This is a genomic window from Pseudomonas ekonensis (assembly GCF_019145435.1).
In the GTDB taxonomy this organism is placed as follows: domain Bacteria; phylum Pseudomonadota; class Gammaproteobacteria; order Pseudomonadales; family Pseudomonadaceae; genus Aquipseudomonas; species Aquipseudomonas ekonensis.
The window spans coordinates 312,832-332,811 of the sequence record NZ_JAHSTS010000002.1 but is presented as its reverse complement, the minus strand read 5'-3'; the positions used below and the strand labels follow the sequence as shown (position 1 = coordinate 332,811).

Sequence of the window (19,980 nt, the reverse complement as noted above, 5' to 3'; positions counted from 1 at the left end):
CTTTTTTCAAAAGGTTAGGTGGGCTATATGCGGACGATTGTCATCACCGTTGCAACGCTTTCCCTGGCTGCCTTCGCGCTGGGGGCTCAAGCGAAAGAACTGAGCAAGAGCCATCGTTTTGCATGCGCTTGGGGCTCGGACATCGCCGCGGGCGCACAGCAATCGAAACTGTCGGGGATCTCCCTATATGGCGCGCGCAAGCGCTTGCAGGTTCGCAAGTTCCAGCAGCCATGGATGCGCATGACGGCCATGGGCATTACCGAGCAGACCTACAACAGCACCTCCCGGCTCAAGCCGGCGGCGGTCAAGCAGACCTACTACGAGCAATGCGTGCGGCATGAGCTGGCGCAGCGCTGAACACAAGGCCCGCCCTCAGGAGCGGGCCTTTTCATGCCTGACGCCCGTGCTGCGTTACTTGTCGCTTTCGCAGTTGACCATCCAGGACACGCCGAAACGATCCGCCAGCATGCCGAAACGAGCGGCCCAGAAGGTCGCCTCCAGCGGCATGTCGATGCGCCCGTCCTTGGCCAGTGCGTTGAAGACCCGTTCCGCTTCGGCAACGCTGTCGACGTTCAGGGACACCGAGCAGCCGCTCATGCCCGGGGTCGGGCGATCGGGGGTGGTGTCCGAGGCCATGAGCATCTGGTCGCCGACTTTCAGGCAGGTATGGATGATCAGGTGGTGATGTTCTTTCGGTACGTGTTCGGCGGCAGGCGTTTCGCCGAAGGACATCATCGCTTCAAGCTTGCCTTGCAGGCATTGCTCGTAAAACGTGAAGGCGGCGCGGCAGTCGCCGTTGAAGATCAGGTAAGGGTTGATTTTCATGGTGGTGCTCCCGGAAGTTGAAACGCGGGCGGCGGTGATTGTTCACCCGGCAGCGCGTTCGACGCATGAACCATAGCAAAGCCTTGGACATCGGGAGCGGCAGTATTTTTCCAGATGTTTTGCGCAGGGTTGGCGCCAGGCTTATCCCTGAAGCGCTCAGTCCACGATCACCCGTTCATCGTCGTCGCCCAGGCACACGGTCAGTTGCTGGCCGTCCTTGTCGAATGCGCAATACGGCAGCGAGCGTTGCTTGGCGATCATCAACGGCACGCTGATGAAGAGGAGCGACAGCACAATCGCTACTCCGCTGCGGACAATCACTTTGAAGCGGGAAAGTGATGGGGCCCGGCGTGAGCGCTGGAACGCGCCCAGCAGCAAGAATCCCACGCCGATGAGCATGGCGATTTTGATTTCCTGCGGGCTGGTGCTGTAGATGAGGTTGTCGGAATCTTCAGGGTAGTTCGCCAGCCACCAGGCGCCGATGGACAGGGGCAGGAGTCCGGCGCCGATGCAGGCGGCGGCCGAGCCGGGCAGTCGCAGCAGCACCGTCAGCAGCAACCCGGATGTTGCGATCAGCCAGCCGGTGGCGAACAGTTGGCCACCCAGGCCGCCCATGAAGGTGCCGGTGACGTCGACGGGCGTGAGCAGGCTCCAGTCATAAAAGGCGATGTGCGCCATCAAGGCAAGCAGGGCGAGCCAGCAGACGGGGTAGTAAAACCAAAGGGCATTGGGGCGGGGCAACACACGCGATCCTTTTCGTGACGTTCGGGGGCGGCAGTATGCCCGGTCGGACGTCAGGAGTCCCGGGCGATTTGCCCCGACGCCGAACCGGCCACCCGGGGCGCACGCATCAGGGCATCGATGGCCTTGCGATAGTTCTGCCCGCCCAGGGCCATGCTGTTGTTGTGCGTCCCGCCGGGCACCAGCAACAGCCGTTTGGGCTGCCGTGCGGCGGCGAACAGCTGCTCGCTGAACCGGGGCGGCACGAACGCATCCGCCTGGCCATGCACCACCAGCAGCGGCATGTGGATGTCGGCGATCTTGTCGATGGAGTCGAATTTCTGCGACAGCAGCCAGCGCACCGGCAATGAGGTGTCGGCCACGGCGGCAGCCACATCCGCCAGGGAGGTGAAGGTGGACTCGATGACCAGCCCGCGAACCGGCAAGGGGGTGTGGTCCCGGGCGGCGTTGCGGCCCAGTTCGGCGGCCAGGTCGATGGCCACCGCGCCTCCCAGCGAGTGGCCGTAGATCAGGCGCTTGTCCGGGTCGGGCTGCAGTTGTTGAAAGCGCTCCCAAGCCACTCGGGCGTCTTCATAGACGCTGCTTTCCGATGGCAGGTCGCCCTGGCTTTTGCCGAAGCCCCGGTAGTCGATGGCGAGCACCGAATAGCCCGCCGCCCGCAATTGTTCGATGCGGAACAGTTGGCCCGTCAGGTTCCAGCGAACGCCGTGCAGATAGAGGATGGCCGGAGCGTTGGCCCGCTCCGCCGGCCACCACCAGGCATGGATGCTTTGCCCGGCCCTGAAGCGCTTCGGCTGCAGGTCGAGCTCCTGCACGCTGTCGGGCAAGCCGTGATACCAGCCGGCGGTGCCGGGCTCGATGCGGAACAGCAGCTTGCGCTCGGCGTGCTCCAGCACGGCGCAGCTCGCCGGCAGGCCGATGATCAGGGCAGCCATGCAGGCGAACGCCAGCCGACGGCGTCGCAAGCGGGTCATGAAGGCGGGGGGCATTAAACGTTTCACCGGAGCGCGGACAAAGAACGCTTTGTACCAGAAGCCTTCGTCCGCGCGCGAGATTTTCGACCGCCGTGCGCCGGCAATGATTGCAAGATGCTGCGGCGGCTCAGTCCACCGTCAACACGATTTTGCCGATGTGGTTCCCTGCTTCCATGTGGGCATGGGCCAAGGCTGCCTCGGTGAGCGGGCAGACCTTGTCGATGATCGGCAGGCAGCGTCCGGCCCCCAGTGTCGGCCACACGTGCTCACGCAGTTGCGCGGCGATGGCCGCTTTCTCGTCGCCGGTGCGGGCGCGCAGCAGCGAGCCGGTGACCACCGCACGTTTGGCGAGGATCGCCAGCAGATCGACGTCGTTGGCCCGGGCGCCGCCGAGGAAGCCGAGCATCACCAGGCGTCCGTCCATCGCCAGCGCCTGGAGGTTGGCGTTGAGGTAAGAGCCGCCCATGATGTCGAGGATCACGTTGACGCCCTGGCCAGCGGTTCTTTGGGCGATGACCGCGGAGAAATCCTGTTCGCGGTAATTGATCGGCTCACCGCCCAGATCACGGATGGCCTGGCATTTGTCGGCACTGCCGGCGGTGGCGAAGGCCTCGATGCCGAATTCGCGGCAGAGCATCAGCGCGGTGGTGCCGATGCCGCTGGTGCCGCCGTGGATCAGAACCCGTTGGCCTGGCCGGACGCCGCCGAGGCCGAACAGGTTGGCCCACACCGTGAAGAAGGTTTCGGGAAGCGCTGCCGCCTGCACCCAGTCCAGCCCCGCAGGCACCGCCAGTGTCTGGCCGGCCGGCACGCTGCAGTATTCGGCGTAGCCTCCGCCATTGGTCAAGGCGCAGACCCTGTCGCCGATGGCGAACGTATCCACCCCGGCGCCGAGGGCGACGATCTCTCCGGCCACTTCCAGCCCGGGAATGGGGTTCATCCCGGGCCGCATCGGATACAGGCCGGCCCGTTGCAGGGCATCGGGGCGGTTGATGCCGGCGGCGCGCACCCGGATCAGCACTTCGCCTTCCGGTACAGTCGGCAACGGTACGCGCCGGGGCTGCAGGACGTCCGGGCCTCCGGGGCGGGTTATCTCGATTCGGGTCATTTCGGTGGGCAGGGTCATGTTCGGTGCCTCGCAAGGGGTGGTCAGGTGATGAAGACAGGTCGGTCAACTCAGGCAGCGGTCTCGCCCAAGGGGGGACGGCAATCCTTTTGCGACCAGTTCCAGCAGTAGCGCCACCGCCAATGAGCCGGCAGCCGTCAAGAACAGCAGTACATGATTGCCGTCGCTGGCCTTGAACAACGCCGATGACGCGAATCCGGCCAGTGCCTGAAACGTGGCGAACGAAACGGTCGCGCGGCTCCAGGCGGTCTGCTGGCGGTCGTGCCCCGGCACCAGTTCATGCACCCGTGCGAGCGCCAGCGGCACGATGCCGGGGGGAAACGAACCGAGGAGCACGGCCAGCAGCGCCAGGCCGCTGACCGAATGGCAGGCAGCCAGCAAACCGAGGGTGATGGCCTGAACCGTCAACACCAGGCGAATGCCGGTGCGGGCGCCGAGACGGTCGGCCAGGAACCCGTGGCTCACCGGACCGATGACGGCGCCCAGGCCGTACAGGATCCAGACGAACGCTCCTGCAGAGGCCCCGGCGCCGAGCCCGCGGGCGACGTAGTCCACCAGGAACACCATGGCCGGCACCAGTCCGGCGGCCATGAACGCGTATTGGGCAAACAGCAGGTAGACCCCTTTGGGCAAGGGTTCGGCCGGCGCCGCCTTGACCGTCTCCGCGATGGAGGAGGGATGTCCGGCCGGCCAGCCGAACCAGCTCAAGGCCGTGAGCAGCAGCGACAATGCGCCAAGCCCCAGCCAGGTTGCTTGCAGGCCCAGGTTCAGAAGGGGAGGCACGACCGTTCCCGATCCGGCGATGCCAAGGCCGATGCCGAGAAAGATCGCGCCGCTGGCCAGCCCTTTGCGCGATGCGGGTATGTGGGGCAGAACCGTGGCGGCCACCAGGACCATGATCGCGCCGCCGGCGATTCCCGACAGCAGGCGCCAGCCGAAGTACCAGGACACCGACAACGGAAACGCACAGGCAAAGAACGCCAGGCTCGCCGCCAGCATCATCAGCCGCAGCGCGTTGCCGTTGCCCAGGCGCCTTGCCAGGGGGCGTCCCGCCAACGCGCCGATCAGGTAACCGACGAGATTGGCCGCACCGAGGTACATCGCGTCGTTGGCTGAAAACCACTGCGCCTGAATCAGTTCAGGGATCAGCGGCGTGTAGGCGAAACGCGCCAGGCCGATGCCGACAAGGCTGGCGCAAAGTCCGGCAAGGACCGGCCGGTGCAGGCTGTTGTCGCGGGCGTCGGCCCGTGAGGTCGAAGGGGGCATTGCGGTGTTCCTGAAGAAGGTTTATGGCGCCCAGCATATCGACTATGGTTGCTGCACATATGCAGCGATTTTGCTGATTGATGATGCATTGGTGCATCAATGAGGGAAGCAATATGAATTGGGACGATGCCAAGGTGTTTCTGGCGGTTTGCCGTGAGTCGACCTTGCGCGGTGCGGCGCGGATCCTGGGGGTCGATCAAGCCACGGTGGGGCGGCGCGTCACGGCGCTCGAGCAGGCGTTGGGCGCCAAGCTGTTCCTGCGCACCTCCGATGGCTATGCGCTGACGACGGTGGGCGAGGCTGCGCTCCTGTCCGTGGAGAAAATGGAGCATTCGGCGCTGGAGCTGGAGCGTCGGATTCAGGGCATGGACGACCGGCTGAGCGGAAACGTTCGGGTCAGCACCACCGACTCCCTGGCCATCGACTTTCTGATCCCGGCCATCGCGCGTTTGCATGAATCGCATCCGGACGTGCGCGTGCAACTGGACGCCACCACACAATTCTCGAGTCTGACCAAACGCGAAGCGGACATTGCGGTGCGCAACGCCCGGCCAGACGATCCCGACCTCATCGCGCGGCGCATCGCGCACTGGCCGGTGGGGCTGTTCGCTTCGCAGGCCTATGTCGACGCCCGAGGCGTGCCGTCGCCGGGCACTGCATTCGAGGGGCATGACCTGGTGGTGTATCAACCCTATGTGAAGGCTGGAAAGGAGGTGACGCTGGCGTCCGAACCGGTGGGGCGCGGTCGGATCGTCGCAGGCCTGAGTTCCAGCCTGTTGGTGCGGCGTTCGATTGCCGCCGGCATCGGTGTAGGGGAAATTCCCGTTTACATGGGGGAACGGGACGGGTTGATCCGGCTCTGGCCGGAGCGCACGCGTGCCCAAGCCTATGAAGTGTGGCTGGTGACCCATGCGGACCTGCGGCACACGGCGCGGGTCAGGGCGGTGATCGAGCAGATCGTGGACGCCTTTGCGCCGGAGAACGGCTAGGCCGAACGCGCTGTTTACATGGACTTGGCAAGGCTACGTCGGGTGGCGACATTGCCTACATTAAGGACGGAATTCGCCGGCTTGTGGGTTTTCGGGCCGGGTTCTATCGTTTTCCAGACCTCGGACGAGACAACCCCCTCGTTCTGAAGTGATCAATCAGGGACGAATTGATAGCCGCAGAGGTGTGGAATTGATTGCAAGGGAAATCAGCCCGTTTCAGGAATGCGACATGCCCAGAGCCACCGACAAGACCGAATCCATGAACCACGTCAGCCGGGAAGAATTCAACGCCAGGATCGAGACCATCGAAGTCAGGATGGATGCACGGATCGAATCCATGTCCGCGAAACTGGATGAGTTCGTCGCGGTTCAGGCGGAGCGGGACAAGGCCTTTCTGGAGCGCGAAAGAGTCCGGGAAGAAACCCGTCTGGAACGCGAGCGGCTTCAGGAAAAGGCCCGGTTGGAGCGGGAACGGTCCTGGGAGCGAGCACGGCTGAGGTGGGAGCGATCCCAGGAAAGGGCTCGGCAGGAGCAAGGCGCAGCAAGGGAAAGGGCGCGGCAGGAATGGGAAGCCGCTCAGGAAAGAGCCAGGCAGGAACGGGACGAAGCGCAGGAGCGAGCCAGGCAGGAACGGGACGAAGCGCAGGAGCGAGCCAGGCAGGAACGGGACGAAGCGCAGGAGCGAGTCAGGCAGGAACGGGAAGCTGCTCAGGAAAGAGCCAGGCAGAAGTGGGACGAAGCGCAAGAAAGAGCACGACAAGAATGGGAAGCCGCTCAGGAACGAGCCAGGCAGGAACGGGACGAAACGCAGGAAAGAGCCAGGCAGGAACGGGACGAAACGCAGGAAAGAGCCAGGCAGGAACGGGAAGCCGCACAGGAAGGAGCCCGACTGGAGCGAGATGCAGCGCAGGAGCGGGCCCGGCAGGATCGGGAGAAAGCGCGGGAGGTCGCACAGCGGGAGCGAGACAAGGCACAGTTGGAACGGGACAAAACGCAGCTGGAGCGTGAAAAGGCTCAAGAGGAGCGGTACAAGCGCCTGGAGCTGATCGCGGAGCAAACGCTCAGGGCAGCCGAAGGGGCCCAGGAAGCGGCAAGGCAAGTGATCAATTTCAGAACCAGCTATTGGGCAGGTGTTGCCGTTCAGTTTCTGGCGGGGGTGGCCATTCTGGTGGGGGCCATCTACACCAACCAGGCCAACGTGATGGTTGCGATACAGACGACCCTGGCGGCGGTTCAGTCGGTCAAGGAGGCCAGCGCACGGGTGCCTGTTGCCACGCCGGTCACCCTGGAGCAATGAAAACGGCCTTCAAATGAAGGCCGTTTTTGTGTTGCACGTTTGTCTCAAGGCATTTCTGGCAACTCTTGGGGCCTCAAGTCAAACACCAGCACTTCGGCATCAACACCGTTGCTCAAGGTCAGCGCCTGTTCCTCACGAACCCGCACGCCGTCGCCTTCCTGCAACTGCACGCCGTTCAGCTCAATGCTGCCGCGAGCGACATGCACGTAGGCGTAGCGATTGGCCGGCAGTTCCAGCGTGGCGCTTTCGCGGCCGTCGAACAGCCCGGCAAACACCCGTGCATCCTGGCGAACCTTCAGCGAGCCGTCGGTGCCGTCCGGCGAGATGATCAGTTGCAGCCGGCCGCGTTTTTTCTGCGGGCTGAAATGTTCCTGCTGATACCGAGGCTTGGCGCCGCTCACGTCGGGCACGATCCAGATCTGCAGAAAGTGCACGGGCTTGCTCGTCGAGTGGTTGAACTCGCTGTGGGCCACGCCGCTGCCGGCGCTCATCAGTTGCACGTCGCCGGGGCGGATCACCGAGCCGGTGCCGAGGGTGTCCTTGTGTTCAAGTGCGCCTTCGAGCACATAGGAGAAGATCTCCATGTCACGGTGCGGGTGCTGGCCAAAGCCTTTGCCGGCGGCGACGCGGTCGTCGTTGATCACCAGCAGGTCCGAGAAACCCTGCTCGCGCGGGTCACGGTAACTGGCGAAGGAAAAGGTATGGAACGACTTCAACCAGCCATGGTTGGCGAGCCCGCGGTCGGAAGCTTTGCGAAGGGTCAGCATGATGGAATCTCCTGTCGGGACGTTGATTCGTCCGCTTGAGGAGAAGATTAATGTTTACCGTCATGAGCAATAAGTAGGTGGAAATTGAAATACTGTCCCGCTCAAGTTGACAGTTTTGTGCTGCGCTTCACGGCTTCTTTCGGGGCTCTCGTGGTGTACTGCGGCAAAATGCGGCAACTTATGCCGAATCATAGATTTCAGTGATGTGTCTCCCATGAAAAGCGTGGCAATGGTGCTGTTTCCCGAGTTTCTCCTGCTGGACATGGCAGGCCCCCTCGAAGTGTTTTCGGTGGCCAACCGCTTCCTGAAGCCCCAGGACCATTATCGGTTGACCACCTTGGGCACCGAGCGCGGGCCGTTGCGTGCATCCAATGGCGTCTTGATGCACACCGACCGGTGCATCGAGGATGACAACGAGCGTTATGACTTGCTGCTGGTGCCCGGCGGACCAGGCGCCTACAACGAAAAGCTGCCGTCGCTGCAGGCCTGGCTGCCGGGGGCGGTCGGGCGGGCGGGGTGTTACGGCTCCATCTGCACCGGGGTATTCGTGCTGGGGCATGCCGGGCTGATCGACGGTTATCGCGTCACCACCCACTGGAACTACACCGAGCGGCTGATCAAGGGCTTTCCCAGGGCCATCGTCGCGACTGACCGGATCTACGTCGAGGATCGCAACCTCATCACCTCCGGCGGGGTCACCGCCGGCATCGATCTGGCCCTGGCGGTGGTTGCCCGTGACCACGGCAAGAAACTCGCCCAGGACGTGGCCAAAGTGCTGCTGGTGGTGATGAAGCGCCAGGGCGGGCAGGCTCAGTTCAGTCCGCTGATGGCGGCGGTGGCCCCTCAGGAGACGCCGGTCACGCGGGTGCAGAACCATGTGCTGGAACATCTGGAGGAGGCCTTCAGCGTCGAGCGGATGGCCGGAATCGCGAACATGAGTCCGCGGCACTTTGCGCGGGTGTTCGCCCGGGAGGTCGGCATGACGCCCATGGAGTTCCTGCAGAACGCACGCATCGACCGTGCGCGCAATCTGCTGGAAACCAGCGACCTGCCGCTCAAGACCGTGGCGTTCAAAAGCGGCTTCGGCAGCGTGCGCCACATGCGCTTTCTGTTTGGCGAAAAGCTGGGCCTGACGCCGCTGCAGTACCGCGAACAGTTCAGCTAGAGCGTTTCTGTCCGTCCCGGGCACCCGGATGTCCGTGCTGCGCCCCGTGCGGCGGTTGTGCCGTCACCGGGGCCTGCCAAGATAGCGGGCATGAACAGCCTCGTTGATTTGAGCACGGCATCGGTCCTGCGGTTCGGCCCGTTTGCCTTTCACCTGCGCCAGCGGCTGATCCTCGAAGGGGATCGGCAATTGCGCATGGGCGGCCGTGCGCTGGACATCCTGCAGGTGCTGGTCGAACGCGCTGGCCGCGTCGTCAGCAAGGAGCAACTGATCGCGCTGGTGTGGCCGACGTCAGTGGTCGAAGACATCAACCTGCGGGTGCACATCGCTGCCTTGCGTCGGGCGCTGGGCGACGGTGAGAACGGCCAGCGCTACATCGTCAACGTGCCGCAGTGCGGTTACAGCTTCGTCGCCCCGGTGCAGGGCGACAGCGTGGCGCAAGTGGTGTTCGAAAGCCTGCAGCCCCCCCAGCACAATCTGCCGGCACGGCTGACCCCGGTGACCGGCCGGGACTCGCTGGTGGGCGGCCTGGTCCGGCAATTGCCGTTGTGCCGGCTGATGACCGTGACGGGCCCCGCCGGCGTCGGCAAATCCACCGTGGCCTTGCGCGCGGCCGAGCTGCTGCTGCAGCACTTTCGCGACGGGGTGTGGCGGGTGGATCTCGCGCTGATCGACGGCACCGCATCCTTGCCCGACGCGCTGCTGCATGCCCTCAATACCGACTTTCCCGCCCTGGCGGCCCGTCATGCCCTGCTGGTGCTGGACAACGCCGACCACTGGCGTGAAGCCTGCCGCGAGGTGCTGGAGACGCTGTTGGCGGCGGCCCCGCGCCTGGCGGTCCTGGTCACCAGCCGCGAAGCGTTGCAGGTCAGCCTCGAATCCGTGCAGCACGTGCCGCCGCTGGCCGTGCCCGGTGTGTCGGCCTGCTGCCGTGTCGAAGAGGCCATGGCGTTTTCGGCGGTGCAGTTGCTGGTCAGCCGGGCCCGGGCACGGCAGCACGGCTTTACGCTGCGCGAACAGGATCTGCCGGCGGTGCGCGAGATCTGTCGGCGGCTCGACGGCCTGCCGCTGGCGATCGAACTGGCGGCTGCGCAGATCGATGCGCTGGCGCTGGTCGGGTTGCATGCCCAGCTGGACAACGGTCTGCAATGGCTGAGTTTCGGCAGGCGCACGGCGGTGCCGCGCCATCAATCCATGAGTGCCGCGCTGGACTGGGGCTGCCGGCACCTGAGCGATCAGGAGCGGCGCGTGCTGCAACGCCTGGCGGTGTTCAAGACAGCCTTTACCCTGGACGCGGCGATGGCTGTGATCAGCTGTGCGCAAATGCCACCGTCGATGCTGGCGGCGGCGGTTGAGCGGCTGGCGGCCAAATCGTTGCTGACGGTGGAGCGGGGCAGCGGGGTGGTGCGCTACCGCCTGCTCAACACCACCCGGCGCTACCTCGGTGAACTGCCGGCGGACAGCGGCGGCTCCGCTGAACTCGAGCGGCGCCATGCCCGCTACATGGGGCGCACGCACGACGGCTCAGACGTCCGCCTGGCTGAGCAGCTCGTCCAGCAGTAGGCGCACCTTGCGCAGGTCCGGCGTCGCGTAACCTTCGGTGAAGCGCCGGTAGATCGGCGCGAGAAGCGCCAGCGCCTCGCGGTGGCGCGCCTGACGCTGCCACAGCCGGGCCAGCGACGTGGCGCTGCGCAGTTCCCAGGCCAGCGCGCCCTGGCTTCGGGCGATGTCCAGCGCTTGCAGCAGAATGGCTTCGGCGGCTTCCATCCGTGTCGTGTCAGTCTCGGCGTTTTCGCCAGCAGGCTGGTTCTCACAGTGTCGGGCTGAAAGCGAGCCATGGCGCCCGTCCGGCCGCAGCGGCGCTGCAGGCAACAGTTGCTCGGCCCTGGCCCGCAGGATCTCCGCCGTGCTCCATCCCGCCGCGCCGCTCTGCGCGCGCTCCAGCAGGGCATCGTCAATGAAGCCGCTGTCGAGCGTCACCATGATCTCGCGGACCAGTCCGCTGTCGGTCGGCGGCACGGCGACGGCGTTGTCGGCGTCGATCACTTGCGCATACTGCCGGGCCCAGGTGTAGAACAGCAGCACCGAATGCTTCTGTGCCTGCTCGTGCAGCAGGCGCAGCAGGGTGCGGGCGTTCTGCCGGTCGCCGTTGTAATGGGCGATCAGGCAGGTGGCGAGGGCCAGGGTGTAGCAGATCGACGTGCCGTGGTCGATCTGCACGGCGATGTCCAGCGCCTGCCGGGCCGTGCGCCACGCCTGTTCGGGAAAGCCCTGCAGCCACAGCACCCGGGCGAGCACCGTCAGCGAGGCGACGCTCTGGTCGTACTGCACGCCGAAACCATGGGTGAAACGGTTGCGGTGGCCGCTCTGGGCCATGCGCTGGATCACCTGCTCGGCATGGATCCGGGCCTGCGGCTGATCCCCTGCGTAGTGCAGCGCCAGCACCCGCAAGCGGTGGGTGCTCAACGACAACTGCGGATCGCCGTGCAGGCCAAGGCTCTCGAATTGCTCGCTCTGCTCCAGCGCCATCCGGTAATGGCCGCAACTGAGGTTGACCGCCATGTGCCCGGACACGGCGCGCAGTTGTCCGGCGATGTCGTCGTACTGTCGGGCCAGCACATGGGCGCCGACGAAGGCGTCGATGGTCTCCGGCGTGCCGCCGAAGGTGTGGTAGCAGGCACTGCCGAGCGCCAGCTTCAGGGCGATTTCCAGGCGAGGGCAGGGCGAGGCGGCAGACTCCAGCAGCTCAAGGGCCCGGCGCACATGGCCGCCGTATTCCTTGAGCAGCGAGAGTTCTTGCCACAGCGGCGCCGAGGTCGCGGTCAGGCGTATGCCCAGGTCCTGCGGGCCGTCCCCGTTCAGCGCCCAGCCCAGCGCCGCGCGCAGATCCTCAAGGCCACGGGCGTAGCGTTCGATCCACAGCACGGTGGGGGTCATTTCCCAATCGCTCTGGGCCTGGTGCATCAGCGCCAGGCAGCGTTCGGCGTGGCGCTCGCGGGTCTGGTCGAGTTCCCGGGCGTGGTCGAGCTTCTCCAGCGCATAGCGGCGGGTGGTGTCGAGCAGGCGGTAGAACACCTCTTCATCGCCGACCTCGACGCTGAGCAGCGACTTGGCCACCAGTTGCGTGACCGACCCGAACACGTTGTGCGGTTCGAGGTGCCGGCCGACGATCACGGCCGCTGCCGACTCCAGGGTAAAGCCGCCGCGGAACACGCTGAGGCGGCGCAGGCAGGCCTGTTCGCAGGCACTGAGCAGGTTGAAGCTCCAGTCCAGCGTGGCCCGCAGCGTCTGGTGCCGGTCCTGGCCGATCCGGTCGCCGGCGGGCAAACGGCCTTGCAGTTGCATCAGCAGGCCTTCCAGGCCCAGGGTCGCGACCTGCGCGGCGGCCAGCTCCAGCGCCAGCGGAATGCCGTCCAGCCGCCGGCAGATCTCGATGGCCAGCGGCAGCTCGACGTCGCCCAGTTCGAAGCTGTCATGGCCGGCCATCGCCCGTTCGGCGAACAGTTGCAGCGCAGAGAAGTTCATCGCCTGGGCAAGGTCAGGCACGGCGATCGGCGGCGGGCAGTCGAGGGACTCCAGACGCTGCACGAACTCGCCTTCGATCCTCAGGCTTTCGCGGCTGGTGGCCAGGATGTGCACCTGGGGCGCACCGCGCAGAATGCCTTCGCTGAGCAGGGCCACGGCGTCGATCAGGTGCTCGCAGTTGTCGATCACCAGCAGCATGTGCCGGTCGCGCAGGCTGGCGGTCAGGCAACCCAGCGGGTCGTTGTCGTGCAGCGACAGATCCAGCAGGTTGGCCAGGTGCGAGCCGATCAGTTGCGGATCGTTGACCGGCGCCAGATCCAGCAGGCGGATGCCGTCCCGGTAGCGCCCGATCAATTGCTCGGCCACGCGCAGGGCGACGGTGGTCTTGCCGATGCCGCCGGGCCCCACCAGGGTGATGCAGCGCTGGCGCGGCAGTTGGGCCATCAGGTTGTCGACCAGCGCCTGGCGGCCGATCATCCGCGTTCTGCGCAACGGCAGGTTGTGCCGGCCGGTCGCGCTGGGTGATGGCGTGTGCCCGATGGCCTGCCGGATGACCGGCGCGACGAAGCTGTAGCCGCGCTGGGCCACCGTGACGATGTAGCGCTGCCCGGCCTGGCCGTCGCCCAGCGCCTTGCGCAAGGCGGCCATGTGCACCCGCAGGTTGATGTCTTCCACCACGCTGTCGGGCCAGACCCCGGCGATCAGCCGCTGCTTGCTCACCACTTCGCCGGCGTGGGCCAGCAGGATCAGCAGGATGTCCAGCGCACGCCGGCCCAGGCGCAACGGCTGGTCGCCTTCGAGCACCAGCCGCTGGCCTGGATGGATCCGATAGGGGCCGAAACCGATGGCCTGATCCGGGGAAAGACTCAACCGCTCACTCCTGTACCGCTTTCTTGTGATCCCGGCCGCACGTGCTCACGGGGCGACGGCCAGGGCGGACGGCAGCCGGCAGGGCGTGCCGGGCGTCTAGTCCGCTGTTTCCGGGCATATTCCCCATGATTGCCCGCGAGCGCAATGTGCTGGCGAAGGGCTCCGGCAGCGATCGGGGGCGCACCCACTGTATTTAAAGGCCGAAACCTGCACCGGCCCGCCCGACGACCGGAAAAAATTAACAACGATTAACTCGTCCCGGGCCGGCCTCGCCCCAACACTGCGGGCAAAGGAATGCATACGTCCGGAGGACGCTGCGATGAGCGAAGTGGTGGTGGTCTATCACAGTGGCTACGGGCACACCCGGGTCATGGCCGAAGCGGTGGCCTCGGGGGTCGCGCGCCACTCGGGCAGCACTTGCCGGCTGATCGCCGTGGAGGACGTGGACGCGCATTGGGAATGGCTGCACCGCGCCGACGCGATCGTTTTCGGCGCGCCGACCTACATGGGCGGCGCGTCGGCGGCGTTCAGGCAGTTCATGGAGGCCACGGCCGCGTTCTATCTGGCCAGGCCCTGGCGCGACAAGCTGGCGGCGGGCTTCACCAACTCCGGCAGCCTGTGCGGCGACAAGCACGGCACCCTCCAGCAAATGGCCGTGTTCGCTGCGCAGCACTCGATGATCTGGGTCGGCCTGGACCTGTTGCCGGCGCGCTCTTGCCAAGGATCGTTCGACGGACAGTTGAACCGGCTCGGCAGTTCGTTGGGCGCCATGTCCCAGTCGTGCGTCGAACGGCCGCCCGAGCAAGTGCCGCCGGTCGAGGATCGTCGCACCGCCGCCCATCTGGGCGAGCGGGTGGCGCGCCTGGCGCAGCGCATGGCGCTGCGTTGAGCCGGGATCAGAGCCCTTTGACCACCCGGCAGCGCCAGGCGAACGGATTGATCCCTTCGCTGCGGGTGAAGATGTGGCAGAAATGCGCCTGATCGCAAAAGCCGCATTCGAGGCTGATCTGGGTCAGGCTCAGGTCGGTGTGCTGGATCAGCAGCTTGGCCCGGGCGATGCGCTGGGCGCGGATCCAGTCCTGGGGCGAAAGCCCGGTGCTGCATTTGAAGGCACGGGAAAAGTGGCTGCGCGACAGCGCGCAGGCGCGGGCCAGCTCAGTGACTTCGAGGCTTTGGTCCAGGCGTTCGAGAATCAGCTGTTTGACCAAGCGTTCCCGCTGCGGGCTGAGGCCGCCGGTCTGAGGTTTGGGCGCATCGCCGGCAGGCGTGCGGGCGAGCGTTTGCTGTAGGTGAGCCATGGCCAGAGTCCGTGTCGGGGGGAACGCACGGTCAGCGCCTTCCCTCAGGTCGAAAAAACAACGCTGCGCAGAGGGATTCATTGTTCGGCGGGGGGATGAAGGCTTGCGAGTTAAACGTTGTTAATTCCGCCGCAAACGCGCATGGCCCGTCACCGCCGTTCGGGTAAAGTGCGCAGCACTTGCGCCTGACCCCATAAGGAAAAAAACGTCCATGAACCGTAACGATCTGCGCCGCGTCGACATGAACCTGCTGGTGATCTTCGAAGCGCTGATGTTCGAAAGGAACCTGACCCGCGTCGCCGAAAAACTGTTCATGGGCCAACCGGCGGTGAGCGCCGCGCTGGGGCGCCTGCGGGATCTGTTCGACGACCCGTTGCTGCTGCGCAACGGCCGCGGCATGGAGCCGACCGCCCGGGCCCTGGCGATCCTTGACGAGCTGCAGCCGGCGATGGACGTGATTTCCGGCGCGGTCAGCCGGGCCAAGGCCTTCGACCCGGCCACCAGTTGCGACGTGTTCCGCATCGGCATGTCGGACGATGCCGAGTTCGGCCTGTTTCCGCCGCTGCTGCGTCAGTTGCAGGAGGAGGCGCCGGGGATCGTGGTGGTGGTACGCCGCGCCAACTACCTGTTGATGCCGACGCTGCTGGCGTCCGGGGAAATCTCCGTGGGCGTGAGCTACACCACGGACCTGCCGGCCAACGCCAAGCGCAAGAAACTGCGCGACATTCCCTGCAAGGTGCTGCGCGGCGACGACCGTCCGGGGCCGCTGACCCTGGACGAATACTGCGCGCGGCCCCATGCGATGGTGTCGTTCTCCGGGGACCTGAGCGGCAACATCGACCTGGACCTGGCCAAGGTCGGCCGCACCCGCCGGGTGGTGCTGGGCGTGCCGCAGTTCAGCGGCCTGCGTGCCTTGCTGGCCGGCACCGAAATGATCGCCACCGTGCCCGACTACGCGGCGTGTGCGCTGGTGGAAGGCTGCGCGCTGCGGGCCGAGGATCCGCCGTTCCCCATTGATGCGGCGCAACTGTCGATGGCGTGGAGCGGGGTGCATGACAACGATCCGGCGGAGAAATGGCTGCGGTCGCGGATCAGTCAGTTCATGTCGAAGGAGCTGGATATTCCGGCGGTGTAGGTAGCGCAGGCCGGCTGTGCAGTGACCGACGCCATCGCCAGCAGGCTGGCTCCCACACAGTGCGCGGGGTACATGCAGGAACTGTGGCCACCGCAAAGACCTGTGGGAGCTTGCCTGCAAGCGATGGGGCCGGCACTGCCGGCATCACCGGTGCCTGACCCGACGCCATCGCCAGCAGGCCGGCGCCTGCGCGGCTATGTGCGCAACACAGACGCGGCGGGGCAAGAGAGCACGTCCATTCAATTTTTCTTCATCGCGCCGGTTCATCATCCAGCCCAATGATTGATCAAGGGCTGTGCCATGAACGCTTCGCAACGGGATGAACAGGCGCAAAACCTCGGCTTGCTGTTCCTGCGGGTGGCCGGCGGGCTGTTCCTGCTGTGGGTGCACGGCTTGCCCAAGTTGTTGCACTTCAGCGAGCAGCTGCAGTTGATCGAAGACCCGTTCCGGCTCGGCCCCCACCTCACGCTGCTGCTGGCGATTTTCGCCGAAGTCCTCTGTCCGCTGCTGATCGTCGCCGGTGTCCTGGCGCGATTGGCCTGCTTGCCTATTCTGTTTGTGCTGCTGGTGGCGCTGCTGCTGGTGCACCCGCAATGGAGTGTGGCCGAGGGGCAGTTCGGCTGGCTGCTGCTGATCCTCTTTTCCACGGTATTGATCGCAGGTCCAGGGCGGCTGGCGTTCGGTGCCCGTTTGCCCGGAGTGCTCCGTTATGCCTGAAACCCAATCCGCCAAGAAACCGGGCACCGATGAAGTGGTGACCCTGATCATCAAGCATCGGGTCAAGGCCGGCTTCGAACAGCCCTACGAGGCCTGGCTGCGCAACATCGTCAGTGTGGCGGGCCGCGAGGAAGGCCACCTGGGCGTGGATGTGATGCGCAGCCGCCAAGGCGGGCTGGCGCTGTTCACCTGCGTGCTGCGTTACTGCTCCACCGAGGCGATGCAACGCTGGCTCGACTCGCCGCAGCGCCAGGCGCTGGTGGAGGAGGCCGCGCCGATGCTGGCCGACGGCGACCAGACCGAGGTCAACCCGGTCAACGAATTCTGGTTCGCGCCGCTGGCCGACGCCGCCTCGCCGCCGCCGCGCTGGAAGCAGGCGGTGGTGACGCTGCTGGTGATTTTGCCGCACACGTTGCTGGTGCCGCTGATCTGGGGGCCGTTGCTCAAGCTCAACGCCTTTTTGTCCAACTACGTGGTGGCGACCTTCCTGATCACCCTGACCATCGTGCTGTCGGTGGTGTACGTGTGCATGCCCCGCGCCACTCGCCTGTTCGCGCCTTGGCTGGAAGCCGGCCGGGCCCACGGGCACCACGAATCCAACGCCAATCCGCCGCGCTGAGCCGGGCGGGTTCCGCTCCATTTCACTTTTGTCGAAGGAACTGCGATGAACGCCGATCTGATTCTGTTCAATGGCCAATTTCATACCGTAGACCGCGAAAAGCCGCTGGCCAGCGCCGTGGCGATCAAGGAAGGGCGCTTCGTCGCCGTCGGCACCGATGCCGAAGCCATGGCGCACAAAGGCGCGGGCACCCAAGTGGTGGACCTGAAAGGGCGCTGCGTGATTCCCGGCCTCAACGACTCGCACCTGCACTTGATCCGCGGCGGGCTGAACTACAACCTCGAACTGCGCTGGGAAGGCGTGCCGTCCCTGGCCGATGCGCTGCGCATGCTCAAGGAGCAGGCCGACCGCACGCCGACCCCGCAATGGGTGCGGGTGGTGGGCGGCTGGAACGAGTTCCAGTTCGCCGAAAAGCGCATGCCGACCCTTGAAGAACTCAACCAGGCCGCCCCGGACACCCCGGTGTTCGTGCTGCACCTGTACGACCGCGCGCTGCTCAACCGCGCCGCGTTGCGTGTGGCCGGCTACACCCGCGACACGCCGAACCCGCCGGGCGGCGAGATCGTGCGCGACGCCAACGGCAACCCGACCGGCATGCTGGTGGCCCGTCCCAACGCGATGATCCTGTACTCGACCCTGGCCAAGGGGCCGAAGCTGCCGCTGGAGTACCAGGTCAACTCGACCCGCCAGTTCATGCGCGAACTCAACCGCCTGGGCCTGACCAGCGCCATCGACGCCGGCGGCGGTTTCCAGAACTACCCCGACGACTATCAGGTGATCGAACAACTGGCCAAGGACGGTCAACTGACCGTGCGCATCGCCTACAACCTGTTCACCCAGAAGCCGAAAGAAGAGCTGGCCGACTTCAAGAACTGGACCGGCAGCGTCAAGCTGCACCAGGGCGATGACTTCCTGCGGCACAACGGCGCCGGCGAGATGCTGGTGTTCTCGGCGGCGGACTTCGAAGACTTCCTCGAGCCGCGCCCGGACCTTGCGCAGACCATGGAGCAGGAACTGGAGCCGGTGGTGCGTCACCTGGTCGAGCAGCGCTGGCCGTTCCGCCTGCACGCCACCTACAACGAATCCATCAGCCGCATGCTGGACGTGTTCGAGAAGGTCAACCGCGACATCCCGTTCAACGGCCTGCCGTGGTTCTTCGACCACGCCGAAACCATCACCCCGCAGAACATCGAGCGGGTGAGGGCGCTGGGCGGCGGCATCGCGATCCAGGACCGCATGGCGTTCCAGGGCGAATACTTCGTCGACCGCTACGGCAAGCAGGCCGCCGAGTCCACGCCGCCGATCAAGCGCATGCTGGCCGAGGGCGTGCCGGTGGGCGCCGGCACCGACGCCACGCGAGTGTCGAGCTACAACCCGTGGACCTCGCTGTACTGGATGGTCAGCGGCCGCACCGTCGGCGGGCTGGCGCTGTACGAAGAGGGCTTGCCCCGCGAGACCGCGCTGGAGCTGTTCACCCACGGCAGTGCCTGGTTCTCGTCCGAGCAAGGCAAGAAGGGCCGGATCAAGGTCGGGCAACTGGCGGACCTGGCGGCCCTCAGCGCGGATTTCTTCAGTGTCGAGGAAGAGGCCATCAAGTGGATCGAATCGGTGCTGACCGTGGTCGGCGGCAAGATCGTCTACGGCGCCGGCGATTTCGACAAGCTCGGCCCGGCCGGCCTGCCGGTGCTGCCGGACTGGTCGCCGGTGGCGAAAGTGCCCGGCCACTGGCGCCCGAACGCGCCGTTGCAGGCGCAGGTGCACCAGTGCAGCGGCCCGTGCGCCGTGCACACCCACAGCCATGAGAAGGCGCGGATGTCCAATGTGCCGGTCAGTGACTTCGCCGGCTTCTGGGGCGCGTTCGGCTGTTCGTGCTTCGCGTTCTGACCCTGACAACCAGGCGTCGGCCCGCAGGGCCGGCGCTGCCCGCAACAACCATCCACCGAGGAGTTTCACATGAGCAACGTTCCCTACAAACGCCTGAACAAAGACGATGCCGTTGTGCTGCTGGTCGACCACCAGACCGGCCTGATCTCGCTGGTGCAGGATTTCTCGCCCAACGAGTTCAAGAACAACGTGCTGGCCCTGGGCGACATCGCCAAGTTCTTCAAGCTGCCGACCATCCTCACCACCAGCTTCGACAGCGGCCCGAACGGCCCGATCGTGCCGGAACTCAAGGCGCAGTTCCCGGACGCGCCGTTCATCGCCCGTCCTGGCCAGATCAACGCCTGGGACAACGAAGACTTCGTCAAGGCGATCAAGGCCACCGGCCGCAAGCAACTGATCATCGCCGGCGTGGTGACCGACGTGTGCGTGGCGTTCCCGACCCTGTCGGCCATCGCTGAAGGCTTCGAAGTGTTCGTGGTGACCGACGCTTCCGGCACCTTCAACACCACCGTGCAACAGGCTGCCTGGGCACGCATGTCGGCCGCCGGTGCGCACCTGCTGAACTGGTTCGCCGTGGCCTGCGAGCTGCAGGGCGACTGGCGCAACGACATGGAAGGCCTGGCCAACCTGCTGTCCGAGCGCCTGCCCAACTACCGCAACCTGATCAACAGCTACACCAAGTTCACCTCGAAGTAAGCGGCAACGAAAAATGCCCGCCGATGGCGGGCATTTTTTTGTGTCGTTGAAACAGGAAAAGCGGTGTGGCGAGGGAGCAAGCTCCC

At 65.5% G+C, this 19,980-nt stretch carries 19 protein-coding genes; 11 read left to right on the top strand and 8 right to left on the bottom strand.

Annotation, left to right across the window (positions count from 1 at the left end; genetic code table 11):
* The first annotated feature begins 27 nt into the window (after positions 1–27).
* Complete coding sequence (locus tag KVG96_RS14435; protein WP_217892753.1) at positions 28–357, top strand: hypothetical protein; 330 nt, start codon at positions 28–30, stop codon at positions 355–357.
* Positions 358–411: 54 nt separating this feature from the next.
* On the opposite strand, the gene KVG96_RS14430 is transcribed toward KVG96_RS14435, so the two are convergent.
* The 5 genes from KVG96_RS14430 to KVG96_RS14410 all read right to left on the bottom strand — a co-directional run bounded on the left by KVG96_RS14430 (position 412) and on the right by KVG96_RS14410 (position 4,932).
* On the bottom strand, positions 412–825 hold the full coding sequence (locus tag KVG96_RS14430; protein WP_217892752.1) for a VOC family protein: 414 nt from the start codon (positions 823–825) through the stop codon (positions 412–414).
* A gap of 156 nt (positions 826–981) precedes the next feature.
* Entirely contained in the window at positions 982–1,569 is a 588-nt protein-coding gene (locus tag KVG96_RS14425) for a hypothetical protein (RefSeq protein ID WP_367617491.1), read from the bottom strand.
* Between the two features lie 50 nt (positions 1,570–1,619).
* Positions 1,620–2,555, bottom strand: a complete 936-nt coding sequence (locus KVG96_RS14420; protein WP_217892751.1) for an alpha/beta hydrolase — start codon at positions 2,553–2,555, stop codon at positions 1,620–1,622.
* 112 nt (positions 2,556–2,667) lie between these two features.
* Complete coding sequence (locus KVG96_RS14415) at positions 2,668–3,666, bottom strand: NAD(P)H-quinone oxidoreductase (protein WP_217892750.1); 999 nt, start codon at positions 3,664–3,666, stop codon at positions 2,668–2,670.
* 45 nt (positions 3,667–3,711) lie between these two features.
* Complete coding sequence (locus KVG96_RS14410; RefSeq protein ID WP_217892749.1) at positions 3,712–4,932, bottom strand: YbfB/YjiJ family MFS transporter; 1,221 nt, start codon at positions 4,930–4,932, stop codon at positions 3,712–3,714.
* Between the two features lie 113 nt (positions 4,933–5,045).
* Between KVG96_RS14410 and KVG96_RS14405 the strand changes: the two genes are divergently transcribed.
* Positions 5,046–5,921 (top strand): LysR family transcriptional regulator, encoded by an 876-nt coding sequence (locus KVG96_RS14405; protein WP_217892748.1) that lies wholly within the window; start codon positions 5,046–5,048, stop codon positions 5,919–5,921.
* Between the two features lie 229 nt (positions 5,922–6,150).
* Positions 6,151–7,218, top strand: a complete 1,068-nt coding sequence (locus KVG96_RS27545) for a coiled-coil domain-containing protein (RefSeq protein ID WP_225927409.1) — start codon at positions 6,151–6,153, stop codon at positions 7,216–7,218.
* Between the two features lie 44 nt (positions 7,219–7,262).
* Here the strand turns inward: KVG96_RS27545 and KVG96_RS14395 are convergent, their stop codons facing one another.
* The gene (locus KVG96_RS14395) at positions 7,263–7,985 is read right to left on the bottom strand and encodes a pirin family protein (protein WP_217892747.1); all 723 of its coding nucleotides are present in this window, start codon (positions 7,983–7,985) and stop codon (positions 7,263–7,265) included.
* A 214-nt stretch (positions 7,986–8,199) separates the two neighbouring features.
* Here KVG96_RS14395 and KVG96_RS14390 point away from each other — a divergent pair, with 214 nt between their 5' ends.
* Together KVG96_RS14390 and KVG96_RS14385 are read left to right on the top strand one after the other, a co-directional pair.
* Positions 8,200–9,150 carry a GlxA family transcriptional regulator gene (locus tag KVG96_RS14390; RefSeq protein WP_217892746.1) on the top strand — a complete coding sequence of 317 codons (951 nt, stop codon included), beginning with the start codon at positions 8,200–8,202 and terminating at the stop codon, positions 9,148–9,150.
* 90 nt (positions 9,151–9,240) lie between these two features.
* Positions 9,241–10,713 (top strand): ATP-binding protein, encoded by a 1,473-nt coding sequence (locus tag KVG96_RS14385; protein WP_217892745.1) that lies wholly within the window; start codon positions 9,241–9,243, stop codon positions 10,711–10,713.
* Here KVG96_RS14385 and KVG96_RS14380 read toward each other — a convergent pair.
* On the bottom strand, positions 10,675–13,545 hold the full coding sequence (locus KVG96_RS14380) for an ATP-binding protein (protein ID WP_217892744.1): 2,871 nt from the start codon (positions 13,543–13,545) through the stop codon (positions 10,675–10,677). The two genes, KVG96_RS14385 and KVG96_RS14380, sit on opposite strands and share 39 nt — an antisense overlap.
* A gap of 319 nt (positions 13,546–13,864) precedes the next feature.
* Here KVG96_RS14380 and KVG96_RS14375 point away from each other — a divergent pair, with 319 nt between their 5' ends.
* Complete coding sequence (locus KVG96_RS14375; RefSeq protein ID WP_217892743.1) at positions 13,865–14,434, top strand: flavodoxin family protein; 570 nt, start codon at positions 13,865–13,867, stop codon at positions 14,432–14,434.
* A gap of 7 nt (positions 14,435–14,441) precedes the next feature.
* Here the strand turns inward: KVG96_RS14375 and KVG96_RS14370 are convergent, their stop codons facing one another.
* The gene (locus KVG96_RS14370; protein ID WP_217892742.1) at positions 14,442–14,843 is read right to left on the bottom strand and encodes a helix-turn-helix domain-containing protein; all 402 of its coding nucleotides are present in this window, start codon (positions 14,841–14,843) and stop codon (positions 14,442–14,444) included.
* Positions 14,844–15,054: 211 nt separating this feature from the next.
* Between KVG96_RS14370 and KVG96_RS14365 the strand changes: the two genes are divergently transcribed.
* The 5 genes from KVG96_RS14365 (at position 15,055) to ycaC (ending at position 19,894) form a co-directional block, all read left to right on the top strand.
* On the top strand, positions 15,055–15,978 hold the full coding sequence (locus KVG96_RS14365) for a LysR family transcriptional regulator (protein ID WP_217892741.1): 924 nt from the start codon (positions 15,055–15,057) through the stop codon (positions 15,976–15,978).
* A 300-nt stretch (positions 15,979–16,278) separates the two neighbouring features.
* The gene (locus KVG96_RS14360; protein ID WP_217892740.1) at positions 16,279–16,695 is read left to right on the top strand and encodes a DoxX family protein; all 417 of its coding nucleotides are present in this window, start codon (positions 16,279–16,281) and stop codon (positions 16,693–16,695) included.
* Entirely contained in the window at positions 16,688–17,314 is a 627-nt protein-coding gene (locus KVG96_RS14355; protein ID WP_085633792.1) for an antibiotic biosynthesis monooxygenase, read from the top strand. Before KVG96_RS14360 ends, KVG96_RS14355 begins: the two co-directional genes overlap by 8 nt.
* Positions 17,315–17,359: 45 nt before the next feature.
* Entirely contained in the window at positions 17,360–19,198 is a 1,839-nt protein-coding gene (locus tag KVG96_RS14350; RefSeq protein WP_217892739.1) for an amidohydrolase, read from the top strand.
* A 69-nt stretch (positions 19,199–19,267) separates the two neighbouring features.
* Positions 19,268–19,894: an isochorismate family cysteine hydrolase YcaC gene (ycaC, locus tag KVG96_RS14345; RefSeq protein WP_217892738.1), complete on the top strand. Its 627-nt coding sequence runs from the start codon at positions 19,268–19,270 to the stop codon at positions 19,892–19,894.
* The last annotated feature ends 86 nt before the right edge of the window (positions 19,895–19,980 follow it).

Bases quoted from the DNA above. Each gene is read 5' to 3' on its own strand.
- KVG96_RS14435 (WP_217892753.1), top strand. From the start codon at position 28: ATGCGGACGATTGTCATCACCGTTGCAACGCTTTCCCTGGCTGCCTTC.
- KVG96_RS14430 (WP_217892752.1), bottom strand. From the start codon at position 825: ATGAAAATCAACCCTTACCTGATCTTCAACGGCGACTGCCGCGCCGCC.
- KVG96_RS14420 (WP_217892751.1), bottom strand. From the start codon at position 2,555: ATGCCCCCCGCCTTCATGACCCGCTTGCGACGCCGTCGGCTGGCGTTC.
- KVG96_RS14415 (WP_217892750.1), bottom strand. From the start codon at position 3,666: ATGACCCTGCCCACCGAAATGACCCGAATCGAGATAACCCGCCCCGGA.
- KVG96_RS14410 (WP_217892749.1), bottom strand. From the start codon at position 4,932: ATGCCCCCTTCGACCTCACGGGCCGACGCCCGCGACAACAGCCTGCAC.
- KVG96_RS14405 (WP_217892748.1), top strand. From the start codon at position 5,046: ATGAATTGGGACGATGCCAAGGTGTTTCTGGCGGTTTGCCGTGAGTCG.
- KVG96_RS27545 (WP_225927409.1), top strand. From the start codon at position 6,151: ATGCCCAGAGCCACCGACAAGACCGAATCCATGAACCACGTCAGCCGG.
- KVG96_RS14395 (WP_217892747.1), bottom strand. From the start codon at position 7,985: ATGCTGACCCTTCGCAAAGCTTCCGACCGCGGGCTCGCCAACCATGGC.
- KVG96_RS14390 (WP_217892746.1), top strand. From the start codon at position 8,200: ATGAAAAGCGTGGCAATGGTGCTGTTTCCCGAGTTTCTCCTGCTGGAC.
- KVG96_RS14385 (WP_217892745.1), top strand. From the start codon at position 9,241: ATGAACAGCCTCGTTGATTTGAGCACGGCATCGGTCCTGCGGTTCGGC.
- KVG96_RS14375 (WP_217892743.1), top strand. From the start codon at position 13,865: ATGAGCGAAGTGGTGGTGGTCTATCACAGTGGCTACGGGCACACCCGG.
- KVG96_RS14370 (WP_217892742.1), bottom strand. From the start codon at position 14,843: ATGGCTCACCTACAGCAAACGCTCGCCCGCACGCCTGCCGGCGATGCG.
- KVG96_RS14365 (WP_217892741.1), top strand. From the start codon at position 15,055: ATGAACCGTAACGATCTGCGCCGCGTCGACATGAACCTGCTGGTGATC.
- KVG96_RS14360 (WP_217892740.1), top strand. From the start codon at position 16,279: ATGAACGCTTCGCAACGGGATGAACAGGCGCAAAACCTCGGCTTGCTG.
- KVG96_RS14355 (WP_085633792.1), top strand. From the start codon at position 16,688: ATGCCTGAAACCCAATCCGCCAAGAAACCGGGCACCGATGAAGTGGTG.
- KVG96_RS14350 (WP_217892739.1), top strand. From the start codon at position 17,360: ATGAACGCCGATCTGATTCTGTTCAATGGCCAATTTCATACCGTAGAC.
- ycaC (WP_217892738.1), top strand. From the start codon at position 19,268: ATGAGCAACGTTCCCTACAAACGCCTGAACAAAGACGATGCCGTTGTG.